14 protein-coding genes are annotated in these 14,363 nt (G+C 73.2%); 10 read left to right on the forward strand and 4 right to left on the reverse strand.

All coding sequences use genetic code 11. From position 1 onward, the window contains the following. The first annotated feature begins 37 nt into the window (after positions 1–37). The 7 genes from AMIR_RS06330 to AMIR_RS06360 all read left to right on the forward strand — a co-directional run bounded on the left by AMIR_RS06330 (position 38) and on the right by AMIR_RS06360 (position 6,431). Positions 38–421 (forward strand): antibiotic biosynthesis monooxygenase family protein, encoded by a 384-nt coding sequence (locus tag AMIR_RS06330; protein WP_015800105.1) that lies wholly within the window; start codon positions 38–40, stop codon positions 419–421. An 861-nt stretch (positions 422–1,282) separates the two neighbouring features. Continuing rightward, entirely contained in the window at positions 1,283–1,501 is a 219-nt protein-coding gene (locus AMIR_RS06335; protein ID WP_015800106.1) for a hypothetical protein, read from the forward strand. Between the two features lie 61 nt (positions 1,502–1,562). Beyond that, positions 1,563–1,925, forward strand: a complete 363-nt coding sequence (locus AMIR_RS40010) for a hypothetical protein (protein WP_015800107.1) — start codon at positions 1,563–1,565, stop codon at positions 1,923–1,925. A 146-nt stretch (positions 1,926–2,071) separates the two neighbouring features. After that, positions 2,072–3,457 carry a glycine--tRNA ligase gene (locus AMIR_RS06345; protein WP_015800108.1) on the forward strand — a complete coding sequence of 462 codons (1,386 nt, stop codon included), beginning with the start codon at positions 2,072–2,074 and terminating at the stop codon, positions 3,455–3,457. Positions 3,458–3,824: 367 nt separating this feature from the next. Next, positions 3,825–4,157 (forward strand): hypothetical protein, encoded by a 333-nt coding sequence (locus AMIR_RS06350; RefSeq protein ID WP_143760651.1) that lies wholly within the window; start codon positions 3,825–3,827, stop codon positions 4,155–4,157. A 94-nt stretch (positions 4,158–4,251) separates the two neighbouring features. After that, complete coding sequence (locus tag AMIR_RS06355) at positions 4,252–4,887, forward strand: carbonic anhydrase (protein ID WP_015800110.1); 636 nt, start codon at positions 4,252–4,254, stop codon at positions 4,885–4,887. Positions 4,888–4,973: 86 nt separating this feature from the next. Continuing rightward, the gene (locus tag AMIR_RS06360) at positions 4,974–6,431 is read left to right on the forward strand and encodes a SulP family inorganic anion transporter (protein WP_015800111.1); all 1,458 of its coding nucleotides are present in this window, start codon (positions 4,974–4,976) and stop codon (positions 6,429–6,431) included. Positions 6,432–6,487: 56 nt separating this feature from the next. Here AMIR_RS06360 and AMIR_RS06365 read toward each other — a convergent pair whose 3' ends face one another. The 3 genes from AMIR_RS06365 to AMIR_RS06375 form a co-directional block, all read right to left on the reverse strand. Continuing rightward, complete coding sequence (locus AMIR_RS06365) at positions 6,488–7,543, reverse strand: serpin family protein (RefSeq protein WP_015800112.1); 1,056 nt, start codon at positions 7,541–7,543, stop codon at positions 6,488–6,490. A 68-nt stretch (positions 7,544–7,611) separates the two neighbouring features. Further along, positions 7,612–8,862: a deoxyguanosinetriphosphate triphosphohydrolase gene (locus tag AMIR_RS06370; RefSeq protein ID WP_015800113.1), complete on the reverse strand. Its 1,251-nt coding sequence runs from the start codon at positions 8,860–8,862 to the stop codon at positions 7,612–7,614. 70 nt (positions 8,863–8,932) lie between these two features. Continuing rightward, the gene (locus tag AMIR_RS06375) at positions 8,933–9,571 is read right to left on the reverse strand and encodes a YdcF family protein (RefSeq protein ID WP_015800114.1); all 639 of its coding nucleotides are present in this window, start codon (positions 9,569–9,571) and stop codon (positions 8,933–8,935) included. A gap of 156 nt (positions 9,572–9,727) precedes the next feature. Between AMIR_RS06375 and AMIR_RS06380 the strand changes: the two genes are divergently transcribed. Next, positions 9,728–10,453 carry a Type 1 glutamine amidotransferase-like domain-containing protein gene (locus AMIR_RS06380; RefSeq protein WP_015800115.1) on the forward strand — a complete coding sequence of 242 codons (726 nt, stop codon included), beginning with the start codon at positions 9,728–9,730 and terminating at the stop codon, positions 10,451–10,453. A gap of 25 nt (positions 10,454–10,478) precedes the next feature. Here AMIR_RS06380 and sigJ read toward each other — a convergent pair whose 3' ends face one another. Continuing rightward, positions 10,479–11,468, reverse strand: a complete 990-nt coding sequence (gene sigJ / locus AMIR_RS06385) for an RNA polymerase sigma factor SigJ (protein WP_015800116.1) — start codon at positions 11,466–11,468, stop codon at positions 10,479–10,481. A gap of 28 nt (positions 11,469–11,496) precedes the next feature. Between sigJ and dnaG the strand changes: the two genes are divergently transcribed. Next, entirely contained in the window at positions 11,497–13,386 is a 1,890-nt protein-coding gene (gene dnaG / locus AMIR_RS06390; RefSeq protein WP_015800117.1) for a DNA primase, read from the forward strand. 69 nt (positions 13,387–13,455) lie between these two features. Then, positions 13,456–13,995 (forward strand): hypothetical protein, encoded by a 540-nt coding sequence (locus tag AMIR_RS06395; RefSeq protein ID WP_015800118.1) that lies wholly within the window; start codon positions 13,456–13,458, stop codon positions 13,993–13,995. Positions 13,996–14,363 lie beyond the last annotated feature (368 nt).

A 14,363-nucleotide genomic window follows, 5' to 3' on the forward strand; every position in this document is an offset into this window, starting at 1 on the left:
GCCGGGCGCCCGCCCGTCCGCGTGGGAGGCTTGCCCGATGCTGCTCGTGTGCAGGTTCGACGTCCCGGAAGAGGCCGCGGAGCCGTTCACCGCCAGGGTCGCGCAGGCCCTGTCCCTGCTCACCGCCCAGCCGGGCTGCCTGAGCGCCGACCTGGCCCGCTCGATGGACGAACCGGACCGCTACGTGCTGACGGCCCGCTTCGAGTCGGTCGTCGCCTACCGCCGCTCCCTGTCCCCGTTCCCGGTCCGCGAGGCGGTGGTCCCGCTGCTGTCCGAGGCGATCGCGGAGCAGTCCGGCACGTACGAGCCGCTGCTCACGTCAGGCGGCGGCGAGGTCGAGCGCCGGACCAGCCTGGTGGCGAGCGACGCGTTCACGGTGCGCCTCGGCGAGGCGGCGGAACCGAGCAGCACGCCCCGGTAGCGGTTTCCCCGCGATGCTCGCGGGAATTCGGCTCGACAGGCTACCGGACGACGCCGGGCAGTGGTGGTCCTATTCGCTTCAGATCGTTTCACGCCGTTCCAATCCGGTTCACCGGGCGCTCCTCCTTGCGAAAATTCTCCTTCTCGGCCACTCTGGTCGTCGCGGCACCCCGGTCGGGGCTCGGTGCCGACCGCCGGTGGGGAGCGGTGTGCGGGAGGGGAATTCTGTGAGAACTGATGACTTCGGCGTTGGAATTTCTTCCGGCGTCGCGTCCGAGACCTGTCCGCAGCCTCTCCTCGCTCTCTTCCCCCCGCTGCCGGGGGAACTTCCCCCACCTCGGGAGCCCGAGTGGGAGCGGTCAGCGTCCTGACCTCCCGCAGCGTGCCCCCAAGACGGCCCGGAGCTCTCTTCCCCAGCACGTGACCTGGACGTGGGCATCGGGACTGAAGAAGGGCCTCCCATGGCAGTGGGGGGCCCTTCGCCTTGCTCCCGCCGCGCCCGCGCGGTGCGTCGGGCGCCCGGAGTATGAGTCTCCCGTACCGCATCCGGTGTGGCTCCGCACTAGTGCGGAAAATAGGGGGATCAATTCCGCATAGGTGGTGCGAGGCGCGTCGGCATCCGTCCGCGCTCGATGTCGAGCAATGCTCTCGATCCGGTTCGCGTTATGTGCCGCCTGTCCTCCACTACCTCTCTTCGGCAATTCGGATATAGTCGCCCCTGCGTCTCCCCGGGCCTGCCAGCCCAGCTTTCGGGAGATGTCGTGGAGCAGACCCACGTCCAGGTCGTCAACACTGCTGATCTCACATGCGCGCGAGGACCTCCCGAACAGCGGTAGGTCCGAGCGGAAGAGAGGTATGCCCGATGAAGATCCGTTTCCTGTGCTTCTTGTGGATCACCGGCGTGGTCGCGCCCGCGATGCTCGGCGCCTTCCTGGCCGCCGGGTTCTCCGGGACGGAGAGCGCCACCGCCGCCGGGCTGGTCGCCGCCGCGGCGGCCGAGGTCGCGATCCGGCTGCTGGGCACCCCCGGCTCCAGCGGGCGGGGTGGTTCAGGCGCGCCCGCGACCGCCGTGCCCGCCTGACGACCCGACAGCGCCGAACCCCGCGCGGGACCCGAGCGGACCGCGCGGGCAGGAGGTCCCCATGCCCCACTCCGATCCCGAGATCGCCCGCGCGGTCGAGGAGTTCGCCCTCTCGTTGCGGCGGGCCCGCAGGGAGGCCGGTGAGCCGTCCCTGCGGGAGCTGGCCCACCGGACCAGGCCACGCGGGTCGATCAGCACCTTCCAGCGCGCCTTCGCGGGCAGCGCCCTGCCCTCCTGGGACACCGTCGACGCGCTGCTCCGCGCGGGGCTCGGGCAGCCCGCCGGGCAGGTCGACGCGGTGTGGCGGCCCCGCTGGATCGTGGTGAAGGACCTGCTGTCGCCCCTCGGCGGGAGCGCGACGTCCGGGCGCTCCGCACCCGTGCTCTCGCTGGCCGCGGCCACCGGGCGGCGGTGGAGCGCCTGACGTCCGGCGGGGGAACCACCCGGTTCCCCCGCCCCCGCCGCGATCACCGCCCGTGATCCACACCCGTCCCCGGTCGCCCGATGGGGAGCGCGGCCCTGGGACTACCCTGACGCATCCGTTCTCCCCGCAGCCCCGATGGAGCCCCCGTGGCAGTCGATCGCATCGAGACCGTCGTCAGCCTCTGCAAGCGCCGTGGCTTCGTCTACCCGTGCGGGGAGATCTACGGCGGCACCCGGTCCGCGTGGGACTACGGGCCGCTCGGGGTCGAGCTCAAGGACAACATCAAGCGCCAGTGGTGGAACTTCATGGTGCGCGGGCGCGAGGACGTCGTCGGGCTGGACTCCTCCGTCATCCTGCCGCGCGAGGTGTGGACCGCCTCCGGGCACGTCGAGGCGTTCGTCGACCCGCTCGTCGAGTGCAACTCCTGCCACAAGCGGTTCCGGCAGGACACGCTGTCCGAGGAGTACGCCGAGCGCACCGGCAAGGACGTGGCCGAGGGCGACGTCTCCGACGTGCCGTGCCCCAACTGCGGCACCCGCGGCCAGTACACCGAGCCGCGCATGTTCAACGGCCTGCTCAAGACCCACCTCGGCCCGGTCGAGACCGAGGAGGGCCTGCACTACCTGCGGCCCGAGACCGCGCAGGGCATCTTCACGAACTTCCTGAACGTGCAGACCACCTCGCGCCGCAAGCCCCCGTTCGGCATCGGCCAGATCGGCAAGTCGTTCCGCAACGAGATCACGCCCGGCAACTTCATCTTCCGCACCCGCGAGTTCGAGCAGATGGAGATGGAGTTCTTCGTCGAGCCCGGCACCGACGAGCAGTGGCACCAGTACTGGATCGACGAGCGCACCCGCTGGTACACCGAACTCGGCATCTCGGCGGACAACCTGCGGCACTACGAGCACCCGGCGGAGAAGCTGTCGCACTACGCGAAGCGCACCGTCGACATCGAGTACCGCTTCCGCTTCGGCGGCCAGGAGTGGGGCGAGCTGGAGGGCATCGCCAACCGCACCGACTTCGACCTCACCACGCACTCCAACCACTCGGGCGTCGACCTGTCATACTTCGACCAGGCCACCAACTCCCGCTACCGCCCGTTCGTGATCGAGCCCGCGGCGGGCGTGGGCCGTCCGATGATGGCGTTCCTGCTGGAGGCCTACACCGAGGACGAGGCGCCCAACGCCAAGGGCGGCGTGGACAAGCGGGTCGTGCTGCGCCTGGACCGCAGGCTCGCGCCGGTGAAGGCGGCCGTGCTGCCGCTCTCGCGCAACGCCGACCTCTCGCCCAAGGCGAAGGACCTGGCCGCCGCGCTGCGCAAGCACTGGAACGTGGAGTTCGACGACGCGGGCGCGATCGGCCGCCGGTACCGCAGGCAGGACGAGATCGGCACGCCGTTCTGCGTCACGGTCGACTTCGACACCCTCACCGACCACGCGGTGACCGTGCGCGAGCGCGACACCATGTCGCAGGAGCGGGTGTCCATGGACCAGATCGAGGGCTACCTGGCGGCTCGGCTCATCGGGGCCTGACCGCTCCCGACGCCTCCCCGGACGGCGCCCGCGCGACCACCGCGCGGGCGCCGTTCGGCGTTCACGGGGTGAACGGCCGGTTTCCGGGAGCGGTCCCCGGAAGCATCGGCGGGGAAAGCTGATTCCACCGCTCACCCTTCCGGGCGATGAATTCCCCGTGATAACACCGTGATATAGAGATTCTTTCACGTTTTTCTGTCACGGTCAGTAATGTGAAACCCTGTGCATGTTCCAGCTCACCGACTATCGGGTGATACTTCGTCGCCACGGAGTAAAGCTGGGATGTCTTTAACCACCGCGTCACCCTCCCCTGTGACACTGGAGTCACGAATCGGACAAACGGACGCCGGTTCCCACGTTCGGGGAGGTGGTTGTGGTGCGCTCGTCGGCGATCTTCCTCGTGCTCGCCCTGGTGGCCGCCTTCCTCACCTGCGAGGTCGACCTGGCAGCCGTCCGCTCGCACGGCGGGCACTCCGGAGGCCACTCCAGCAGCGAGGAGAAGATCCCCCGCGAGCTGCGCGAAGCCCCCAAGTTCCGGGCGGGCGCCCTGGAGGAGCAGCGCGAGCGCCCCACCCGCCCCGTCGCCCGCCCGGCCTTCCCGAACCGGCCGAACCCGCCCGCCACGATCTCCGCCCCGCCCGCCGAACCGGACGCCGACCCGTGGACGTCCCCACCGGCCCTCCAGGTGTTCCGCACCTGATCGACCGCACCGCGCCACCCCTCGCCGAATTCCCCACCGCGAGGAGAAACCGCATTCCTGCGGGAGCAGTGACAACCGATCAGCGGAGCGCACAGTGGAATTCACCTCTCTCGTCCAGCACGCCAGGACGCACGCCGACCGCAGGCCGGTCGACGCCGGGCGCAGGCTGGCCCAGGGCCAATCACCGACCGTCCTGTTCATCACCTGCGCGGATTCCCGGATCGTCCCCTCGGCGATCACGGGGGCCGAACCCGGCAGCCTCTTCGAGCTGCGCACCGCGGGCAACGTGATCCCGCGCTTCACCCCGGACTCGACCTGCGGCGAGCTCGCCACCATCGAGTTCGCCGTCGTCCAGCTGGCCGTCTCGGAGATCGTCGTCTGCGGCCACTCGCACTGCGGCGCGGTGCGCGCGCTGCACGCCGACGACCCGCTCGACCACCTGCCGCACCTGCGCCGCTGGCTCACCGAGCACCTCACGCCCGGCGAGCGCGCCGACGACCCCGCCCTGCGCGCCGAGGGCCGCAGGCACGTGCTCACCCAGCTCGACGCGCTCACCCGCTACCCGTTCGTGGCCGAGCGGGTCGCCACCGGCGCGGTGCGCGTCCACGGCTGGTTCTACGACATCGAGACCGGCGTCGTGTCCACGCACGAGCCGCAGCCCACCGCGCGCACCGGGTCCGGGGGCCACCACCGCCCCGCGCTCGAAGCCGCGGGCTTCCGCCCCCTGTGAGCCCGCTCGCGAGCCCCCTCGCGAGCCCTCCTGCGAGCCCCGCGGCGAGCGCGGAAGCCACCCCCACGAACCTCACGGAGCCCCCAGTGACCGAACAGCTCCAGCAGCCCGTCCCCCGCGAGCGCGGGCCGGGCCGCAGGACCCGCCTCGGGTCCACCCTCGTCCCCGACCTCGGCGCCTCGCTCGTGGTCTTCCTGGTGGCGCTGCCGCTGTGCGTCGGCGTCGCGGTGGCGTCCGGCGTGCCCGCCGAGCTGGGCATCGTCACCGGCGTGGTCGGCGGCCTCGTCGTCGGCCTGCTGCCGGGCAGCACCATGCAGGTCAGCGGCCCGGCGGCGGGTCTGACCGTGCTGGTCGCCGACACCGTCGCCACCCACGGCGCGGCCTCCCTGGGCCTGATCGTGCTCGGCGCGGGCCTGCTCCAGGTGCTCCTCGGCGCGCTGCGCCTTGGCCGCTGGTTCCGGGCCATCTCGCCGGCCGTGGTGCAGGGGATGCTCGCCGGGATCGGCCTGGTGCTGATCCTCGGGCAGCTCTACCCGCTGGTGGGACGCGGCGCGCCCGGCACGACGGCCGACAAGTTCCTCGGCCTGCCCGCGCTGGCCCCCGACCTGCTGGGCCCGGCGGCGGCGCTCGGCGCGCTGACCGTCGTGGTGGCCGTGCTGTGGAAGCGGCACGCGCCCGAGCGGCTGGCGAAGGTGCCCGGCGTGCTGGTGGCCGTGGTGGTCGCCAGCGCGGCGGGGGCGGCGTTCGACGTGCCGCGCATCCGGGTGGGGGCGCTGGCGGACGAGCTCACGTTCGTCGGCGAGGCCCCGGTCACGCCCGCCCTGATCGGGGCGGTGCTGACCTTCGCGCTGGTGGCGTCGGCGGAGAGCCTGTTCAGCGCGGCGGCGGTGGACCGGATGCACGACGGCCCCCGCACCCACTACGACCGCGAGCTCGTCGCGCAGGGCGTCGGCAACACCCTGTGCGGGCTGGTCGGCGCGCTGCCGATGACGGCGGTGATCGTGCGCAGCGCGGCGAACGTCGACGCGGGCGCCCGCACCAAGGCGTCCAGGGTGCTGCACGGCGTGTGGCTGCTGGTGTTCGTGGCGCTGCTGCCGCAGACCCTGGCGGCCATCCCCCTCGCGGTGCTGGCGGGCCTGCTGGTGCACGCGGGCTGGAAGCTCCTCGCGCTGCGCGGGGTGCTGGCGCTGGCCAGGACCGACCGGGCCGAGGCGGCGGTGCTGGTGCTGACCGCGACCCTGATCGTCACCACCGACCTGCTGACCGGCACGCTCGTCGGCCTGCTGGCGGCCGTGGTCAAGACGGCGTGGGACGTGTCGCGGCTGAGCGTGACCGTGGACGGCGACCGCGTGGAGGTGCGCGGCAACGCGACGTTCCTGCGGCTGCCCCAGCTGCTGGACCGGCTGGACGCCGTGCCGGGCGACCGCAGGCTGCGGCTGGACATGGCGGGCGTGCGGCACCAGGACCAGGCGTGCCGCCAGGCCGTGGAGCAGTGGGCGGCGCGCAGGGGCGACGTGGAGCTGATCGGACCCGGCGCCGGCTGACGTGCGCCGGCTGACGTGCGCCGGGGTGGCGCGAGGCCCGCGCCACCCCGGTGCGCCTACGGCGAGACCACCTGGGCCAGGAAGAACACCGCTCCCGTGCGGGCGTGCCGCACCAGCAGCAGGTGCGGCCGGTCCACCCGCACCACCAGCGGCTCGGGTGCGGGCCGGAACGCCGCCGCCCGCACCAGCACCGCCGTGGCCGCGGCGCCCTCCAGCCCCTGCTCGTCCACCCGCAGCACCGCCTCGTGCACCACCTCGCCGACCACCAGCCTGGGGTCGGGGCTGAGCGCGGTCAGGTCCGCGCCCGACCCGAACACCGACCGCACGCCCAGGCCGCGCAGCGCCCCGCCGAGCAGGGCGGAGAACTCCAGCCGGGCCCTCGGCAGCGACAGGTCCACCCGCCGGTGCTCCAGCCCGTCCAGCACCTCGGGCACGCCGTCGAGCGCGCCCAGCCCGCCGTCCGGCAGCAGCACGACCAGCTCCACCCCGCCCTCGGCGGGCAGCGCGACCGCCTGCCACCCGGCGCGCGCGGCGTGCCGGGCGTTCGCGGTGACCCGCATCGTCGGCACCGGGCGGGTCCCGGAGGGGGTGTGGAACGGCCGGTCGGCGGTCGCGCGCTCCGGGAACGCGGTCACCCACGCGGTCTTCAGGTACAGCGCGTTGACCAGCACCGACACCGTGTCCGCCCGCACCGAGCCCGACCGGAGCAGCTGCGGGACCAGATCGCGGGTGGTCTTCGCGACGTCCGCGTTGATCAGCGCGCGGGCGCCCTCCGGGTCCGCCGCGAACGGGGCCGAGCGCGCGGCGCCACCGGGCCAGTCGGCCAGGCCGCGCAGGAAGCCCTCCACCAGCGGCAGGTCGTCGGCGGCCCACAGGGTGTTCGCCACGGCGAACTCGGCGGGCGCCCCCACCCCGGTCCCCCGCACCAGCTCGGGGCCACCGGGCCCGAGCAGCGCCAGCACCTCGTCGCGGGTGGGCCCGCGCCCCGCCTCGGCCAGCAGCCCGAGCGCGCCGGCCACCGAGTACGGCGACCAGCAGGCCGGGCGGGCGCGGTCCGGGGCCAGCGCGTCGTGCAGCGCCAGCGCGAACGTCAGGTGCCCCCGGTCGCGCACCCGATCACCTCCACACGTCGTCGGGAACCGGGTGGGCGCCCTCGGCCATCACCCCAGTGTGCCACCGGTCACACGCCGTTCACGTGGATCCGGTGCCACGCCGTCGCCTGCGCGTCCGTCAGCAGCGACACCTGGTCCACGATCACCCGCAACCGCGCCGCGTCGTCCGCCGCCGCGTGCCAGGCCGGGGCGAACGCCGGGTCCAGCGCCCCCGGAGCCCGCTCCAGCAGGGCGTGCGCCAGCTCGGTGATCAGCTCCCGCTGCCGCTCCTGCGCCGCCCGGCGCACCGGGTCGCTCATCACGTACCGCACCGCCATCGCCTTCAGCAGCGCCACCTCCGCCGCCGCCCGCTCCGGCACCACCAGGCCCGCCGCGTACCGGGTCAGCCGCCCGTCGCCGTGCTCCGCCCTGGTCGCCCCCACCGCCGCCGACGCGAACCGCCCCACCAGCTCGCTGGTCAGCCGCTTGAGCGCGAACTGGGCGCGCAGCGTCGCGTCGTAGTGCCCCAGCTCGGCGATCACCGGCAGCGTCGCCAGCTCCTCCGCCACCGCCTCCAGCTCGGCCACCGACCGCGCCGAGAAGTTCGCCGCCGCCAGCTCCGCGATCGCCCTCCGCTCCTCCGCGACCCCCAGCGAGTACAGGTTGATCCGGTGCGCGAGCACCCCGTCCTCGACGTCGTGCACCGAGTACGCCACGTCGTCGGCCCAGTCCATGACCTGCGCCTCCAGGCACCGCTCCCGCCCCGGCGCGCCCTCCCGCACCCAGTCGAACACCGCCAGGTCGTCCTCGTACGCGCCGAACTTCACCAGCCCCGGCTGCCTCGGCCACGGGTACTTGGTCGCCGCGTCCAGGCAGGCCCGCGTCAGGTTCAGCCCCCGGTCGGTCTTCGGCTCCAACCTGGTCAGGATGCGCAGCGTCTGCGCGTTGCCCTCGAACCCGCCGCACGGCCCGGCCAGCTCGTTGAGCGCGCGCTCCCCGTTGTGCCCGAACGGCGGGTGGCCGATGTCGTGCGCGAGGCCTGCGGTGTCCACCAGGTCCGGGTCGCAGCCCAGCTCCTCGCCGATGCCCCTGCCGATCTGGGCGACCTCCAGCGAGTGCGTCAACCGGGTGCGCGGCACGCCGGTGACCTCGGCGCCCTCGCCGGGGCCCACCACCTGGGTCTTGCCCGCCAGCCTGCGCAGCGCCGCCGAGTGCAGCACCCGCGCCCGGTCCCGCGCGTACGGCGTCCGGCGCTCGGTGCGCGAACCGGGCAGAACGGCGGCCTTCGGCGGTTCGGGGAGGAGCCTGGCGCCGTCGTGGTCGGAGTAGCCGGGGTTCATCCGAACACCGTAGGGGAGGACGGGCGTCCCCGACGTGGCCGGGAGACGACCACCGGGTGGAGATCGGCTCCTAGATCGGGATGTCGTCCACGGCGTCCACCGGGGCCTTGAGCAGGTGGTAGTACATCAGCGCCATGGTCTCGCGGCGGATGTAGTAGAGCTGCATCTCGCGGGTCTGCACGTTCGGGCCGCTGCGCGTCGGCGACGTCCACGCGTCCAGGCCCTGGTCCTCGGCCATGGTGCGGGCCCGCAGCGAGTGCCACGGGTCGCTGACGATCACCGCGGTCCGCAGCGAGCGCTCGTGCGCCCGCACCGCGACGGCCTTGATGCTGCCCAGCGTGTCGGTGCCCTCGCCGATCTCGATCACCCGGTCGGCGGGCACCCCGCGCTCCTCCAACCAGATCCGGCCCGCCTCGCCCTCGGTGAAGTTGTCGCCGGGCTGACGGCCGCCGGTGGTGACGATGTAGTCCACCACGTCCTGCTCGTAGAGCCTGCGCGCGTGCTCCAGCCGGGCGGCCAGGACGTCCGAGGGGACCCCGTTGTACTGCGCGGCGCCCAGGACCACCGCCATGTCCGCGTGCGTGCGGTCGTCGTCCCTGGCCACCTGCCAGACCCGGAACGTCGTGCCCCCTGTGACGATCAGGACGATCGCGATGCCGCCCAGCAGGGTTCTCTGGACGTAGCGGCGGAGCCTGGCCAGCAGCGTCATGCGCACCGGGCCATGGTTCCACAACGAGGGGTGCGGGCCGTTCGGCAGCCGCCCGGCGCGGCGGGGGAGTGGTCGGTTCGGGTGAACGCCGCCGGGACGGGTGCGACTGCGGGTTCCCGGTTGCCGGGGCGCGCGGGGCGTTGCCAGGATCTGGGGATGCCTGCGGAGCAACCGACGATCCTCGCCACCTCGGGTGGCTTCCGCGCCGGGCGGCGCACGTCGCTGGAGTTCGGCGACCTGGTGCGGTTCGCCGTCGAGCTGTCCGGCGCGACCGGGCGGCCCCGGCTGCTGCACGTGGGCACCGCCAACGGGGACCAGCGGTTCTTCAACGCGCACCTGAGCGAGGCCGGGCAGCTCGCCGGGTGGGACGTGGCGCACCTGAACCTGTTCACCATGCCGCCGGTGGACGACGTCGCCTCGTTCGTGCTGGAGCACGACGTGGTGTGGGTCGGCGGCGGGTCGGTGGCGAACCTGCTCGCGGTGTGGCGGGTGCACGGGCTCGGCCCGGTGCTCCGGCGCGCCTGGGAGGCCGGGGTGGTGCTCGGCGGGGTGTCGGCGGGGGCGATCTGCTGGTACGAGGGCGGGGTGACCGACTCGTTCGGGCCGCAGTTGCGCGTGGTGCGCGACGGGCTCGGGTTCCTGCCGTACGGCAGCGGGGTGCACCTGGACTCGGAGCCCGCGCGGCGGCCCGCCGTGCACGCGGCGGTCGGCGGCGGCGAGCTGCCGGTCACGCACTGCACGGACGACGGGGCCGGGTTGCTCTACCGGGGGGTGGAGCTGGTGGAGGCGGTCGCCGAGCGCGACGGCGCCGGGGCGTGCGTGGTGCGGCCCGACGGGAGCGGCGGGGTGGTGGAGGAGGCGCTGGACGTGCGGCGGCTGTGAGCCGCCGCGTCCTCGGGGAGCGCCCTCAGCCCGCCTCGGCGACCCGCGGCCCGTCGGAGCCAGGTTCGTCGGAGGCGGGCCCGTCGAAGTCGGGCCCGTCGAAGTCCACGTGCCCGAGCTTGTCCGGGTTCGAGATGTCGTAGAGCGCCACGACCAGCCCGTCCCGCACCACCACCGACGTGATCCGCCGCGCCACCTCCGGGCTCGCCCGCCGCAGCAGCCCCAGGTCCCCGTTCACCAGCACCGGCCGCGCGTCGCCCAGCCCGCCGTGCTTGAGCGCGAGCCCGACCATGAACCGCGCCACCCGGTCCGCGCCGACGACCTGGTTGATCGCCGCGCGCGCCTTGCCGCCGCCGTCGCTGATCACCAGCGCGTCCGGGTGCAGCAGGCTCAGCACGGCCTGCACGTCACCGGCCGCCAGCGCCGCCACGAACCGCCCCAGCACCTCGCGCTGCTCGGCCAGCGCCACCCTCGGCGGCGGGTCGGCCGCAGCCGCCGCGCGCCTGCCCCTGGACGCGTGCTGCCGCGCCGCCGCGACCTCCACGCCCAGCACCGCCGCGATCTCGTCGAACGGCAGCCCGAACGCGTCGTGCAGCACGAACGCCACCCGCTGCTCGGGCGTCAACCGGTCCAGCACGACCAGCGCGGCCATCCGCACCCCGTCGTCGCGCACCACCGCGTCCAGCGGCTCGTCCACGACCTCGCCCACCAGCGGCTCGGGCAGCCAGCTGCCCACGTACCGCTCCCGCCGCACCGCCGCCGACCGCAACCGGTCCAGGCACACCCGGCCCACCACGGTGGTCAGCCACGCGCGCGGCTCCCGGATCTCCGCCCGAGCCCGCTCGGACAGCCCCGACAGCCGCAGCCAGGCCTCCTGCACCGCGTCCTCGGCGTCCGCGACGCTGCCGGTCAGCCGGTACGCCACCCCCACCAGGTGCGTGCGGTGCTCCTGGAGCACCAGCGCCAGGTCCGCGCCGTCCGGAACCGCGCCGTCCCCCGTGGTGGTCACGAGCACCAGTCTGCCAGCACTAGACTCGGTCGCCGTGGCAGGACGCATCCGGGAGACCGACATCGCGCTGGTGCGGGACCGCAGCAGCATCGAGGACGTCGTCGGCGACCACGTCTCCCTGCGCCGGGCGGGCGGCGGTTCGCTGAAGGGCCTGTGCCCGTTCCACGACGAGAAGTCGCCGTCGTTCAACGTCCGCCCCAGCCACGGCACGTTCCACTGCTTCGGCTGCGGCGAGGGCGGCGACGTCATCGCCTTCATCATGAAGATCGAGCACCTGGGCTTCGTGGAGTCCGTGGAGCGGCTCGCGGACCGCGCGGGCATCCAGCTGACCTACGAGGGCGGCGGCGCGACCATCCAGCGCGACCGCGGCACCCGCAGCAGGCTGCTGGAGGCGCACCGGGCCGCCGCCGAGTTCTACGCCGAGCAGCTGGCCACGCCGGACGCGATGCCCGCCCGCGAGTTCCTGGCGCAGCGCGGCTTCGACGAGGCCGCCGCGCGCCAGTTCGGCTGCGGCTTCGCCCCGCACGGCTGGGACAAGCTCACCAAGCACCTGCTCGGGCGCGGGTTCGAGCTGACCGAGCTGATCAAGGCGCAGCTGACCAAGGAGGGCCGCCAGGGCCCGATCGACCGGTTCCACCGCAGGCTGCTGTGGCCGATCCGGGACCTGGGCGGCGACGTGGTCGGGTTCGGCGCGCGCCGGATCTTCGACGACGACCCGATCCAGGCCAAGTACCTGAACACCAGCGAGTCGCCGATCTACAAGAAGTCGCACGTGCTGTTCGGGCTGGACCTGGCCAAGCGGGAGATCGCCAAGCGGCGGCAGGCCGTGGTGGTCGAGGGGTACACCGACGTCATGGCGATGCACCTGGCGGGCGTGCCCACCGCGGTCGCGTCGTGCGGCACGGCGTTCGGCGCCGACCACATGAACGTGCTGCGCAGGCTGCTCATCGACGACTCGGTCAACGGCGAGGTCATCTTCACCTTCGACGGCGACGCGGCCGGGCAGAAGGCGGCGCTCAAGGCGTTCGAGGGCGAGCAGCAGTTCTCGGCGCAGACGTACATCGCGGTCGCGCCGGACGGCATGGACCCGTGCGAGCTGCGCCAGGAGAAGGGCGACGTGGCGGTGCGCGACCTGGTGGCCAGGCGCACCCCGCTGGTGGAGTTCGCGATCAAGGCCCAGCTGCGCGACTACGACCTCGACTCGGTCGACGGGCGCGCCGAGGCGCTGCGGAAGATGGTGCCGTTCGTCGCGCAGATCAAGGACAGCTCCAAGCGCGACGGCTACGCCACGAGGCTGGCGTGGTGGGTCGGCTGGGAGGACGAGGCGTCGGTGGTGAGGCGGGTCCGCGAGACCGCGACCGGCACCGCGAAGGCCGCCCCGCGCCGCCGCCCGGTGGACCCGAACCAGGGTGCGCTCGACGTGGCCGTGGACGCCCCCCCGCGCCCGAACCCGCGCGACCCGGCGCTGTGGCACCAGCGGGAGGCGCTGAAGGCGGCGCTGCAGGTGCCGGAGATGGTGAGCCCGTACTACGACTCGCTGCCGGACGAGGCGTTCACGAACCCGCTGTACCTGGCGTTGCACCGCGCGCTGCGCGAGGCGGGCGGCACCGCGTCCGGCCTGACCGGGCCCGCGCTGGTGGACGCGGTGGGCCAGGCCTGCCCGGTGCCGTCGGCGAGGCCGCTGCTGACGGAGCTGGCGGTGGAGCCGCTGCGGACCAAGGGCGACGAGTACCGGTACGTGCAGAGCGTGCTGGCGCGGTTGCAGCAGGTCCTGGTCGGGGCGCAGATCACCGAGATCAAGTCGAGGCTGCGGCGGGTGTCGCCGATCGAGGAGGCGGACGAGTACCGCGCCCTGTTCGGGGACCTGATCGCGCTGGAGGAGTACCACAAGGAGCTGGGGCAGCAGGGCATCAACGGCCTGTAGGCGCTTCTGCTGTTGCTCGGGGTTGGCTGTTGCTCGGGGTTGGCCGGACGCTGTGGTTTGGGGCTGCTGATGGGTCTGTGGGACAGGTTGTTCGGTTCGGGCGCGCCGGAGGGCTTCACCGGCGGGTTGGACCCGGAGGAGCACGTGGCCGCGTCGGCGCCGTCCGGCGAGGGCTGGCTGGTGGCGACCCCGCTGGGTCTGTGGCTGCCGGAGCAGCCCCCGAGGCGCGTCGGGTGGCACCTGGTGAGCAAGGCGGCGTGGGACGGCAAGGCGCTGACGGTGACCGAGGCCGTGGAGGACGAGGTGGTGACCGGGGAGTCCGGGGGCACGGCGGTCCTGCTCCGAGACCTGCGTCCGGTCCGCTACGCCGTGGAGCGGCCGGGGAAGCTGACCGATCAGGTGCACCAGCGGGTGACCCAGGCGATCCGCCAGCGGCGGCGTGACAATGTGGTGGGGGCTTGGTTCCTGCTGCGCAAGATCCCTGGCAGGGACGGGGCGGTGCTGCACGTGCGAGCGGACGCGGGTGCCGACGCGGATCGTGTTCGAGCCGCGGCAGCGGAACAGGTCACCGCCCTGGCGGCGGGTGCGGCCCACTGGGACCCGGCGTAGCGCGGACGGCAACGGGGTTCGGGAACCCCTCGTCCGGGTGAACCCCACATCCCCCCGAACCCCACTCCGTCCCCGTCACGGCCCGTGCCCACGGAACTGGACCACTGCCCGACTAGGCAGTGCTCCGACTCCAGTTACGGGCATCGACGCAGGTGGGACAGCAGATGATCGCCCGATCGTCATGGGCAAACCCATGGACGAACGATCACTAAATGATCATGATAAAGTCTGTTTCCGCTGGTGAAGTGCGTAGGACGGGTGGGGTTCGAACCCACGACCTGACGGATTACAAGTCCACTCTGCCGTCATCTGCCAAGCAATCCCGAAACCATTCGCCATCAGCCCGCTTAGCGCCCGCGAATGGTCAC

The organism is Actinosynnema mirum DSM 43827 (assembly GCF_000023245.1).
GTDB lineage: Bacteria > Actinomycetota > Actinomycetes > Mycobacteriales > Pseudonocardiaceae > Actinosynnema > Actinosynnema mirum.

Bases quoted from the DNA above. Each gene is read 5' to 3' on its own strand.
- AMIR_RS06330 (WP_015800105.1), top strand. From the start codon at position 38: ATGCTGCTCGTGTGCAGGTTCGACGTCCCGGAAGAGGCCGCGGAGCCG.
- AMIR_RS06335 (WP_015800106.1), top strand. From the start codon at position 1,283: ATGAAGATCCGTTTCCTGTGCTTCTTGTGGATCACCGGCGTGGTCGCG.
- AMIR_RS40010 (WP_015800107.1), top strand. From the start codon at position 1,563: ATGCCCCACTCCGATCCCGAGATCGCCCGCGCGGTCGAGGAGTTCGCC.
- AMIR_RS06370 (WP_015800113.1), bottom strand. From the start codon at position 8,862: ATGAACCCCGGCTACTCCGACCACGACGGCGCCAGGCTCCTCCCCGAA.
- AMIR_RS06375 (WP_015800114.1), bottom strand. From the start codon at position 9,571: ATGACGCTGCTGGCCAGGCTCCGCCGCTACGTCCAGAGAACCCTGCTG.
- AMIR_RS06380 (WP_015800115.1), top strand. From the start codon at position 9,728: ATGCCTGCGGAGCAACCGACGATCCTCGCCACCTCGGGTGGCTTCCGC.
- AMIR_RS06395 (WP_015800118.1), top strand. From the start codon at position 13,456: ATGGGTCTGTGGGACAGGTTGTTCGGTTCGGGCGCGCCGGAGGGCTTC.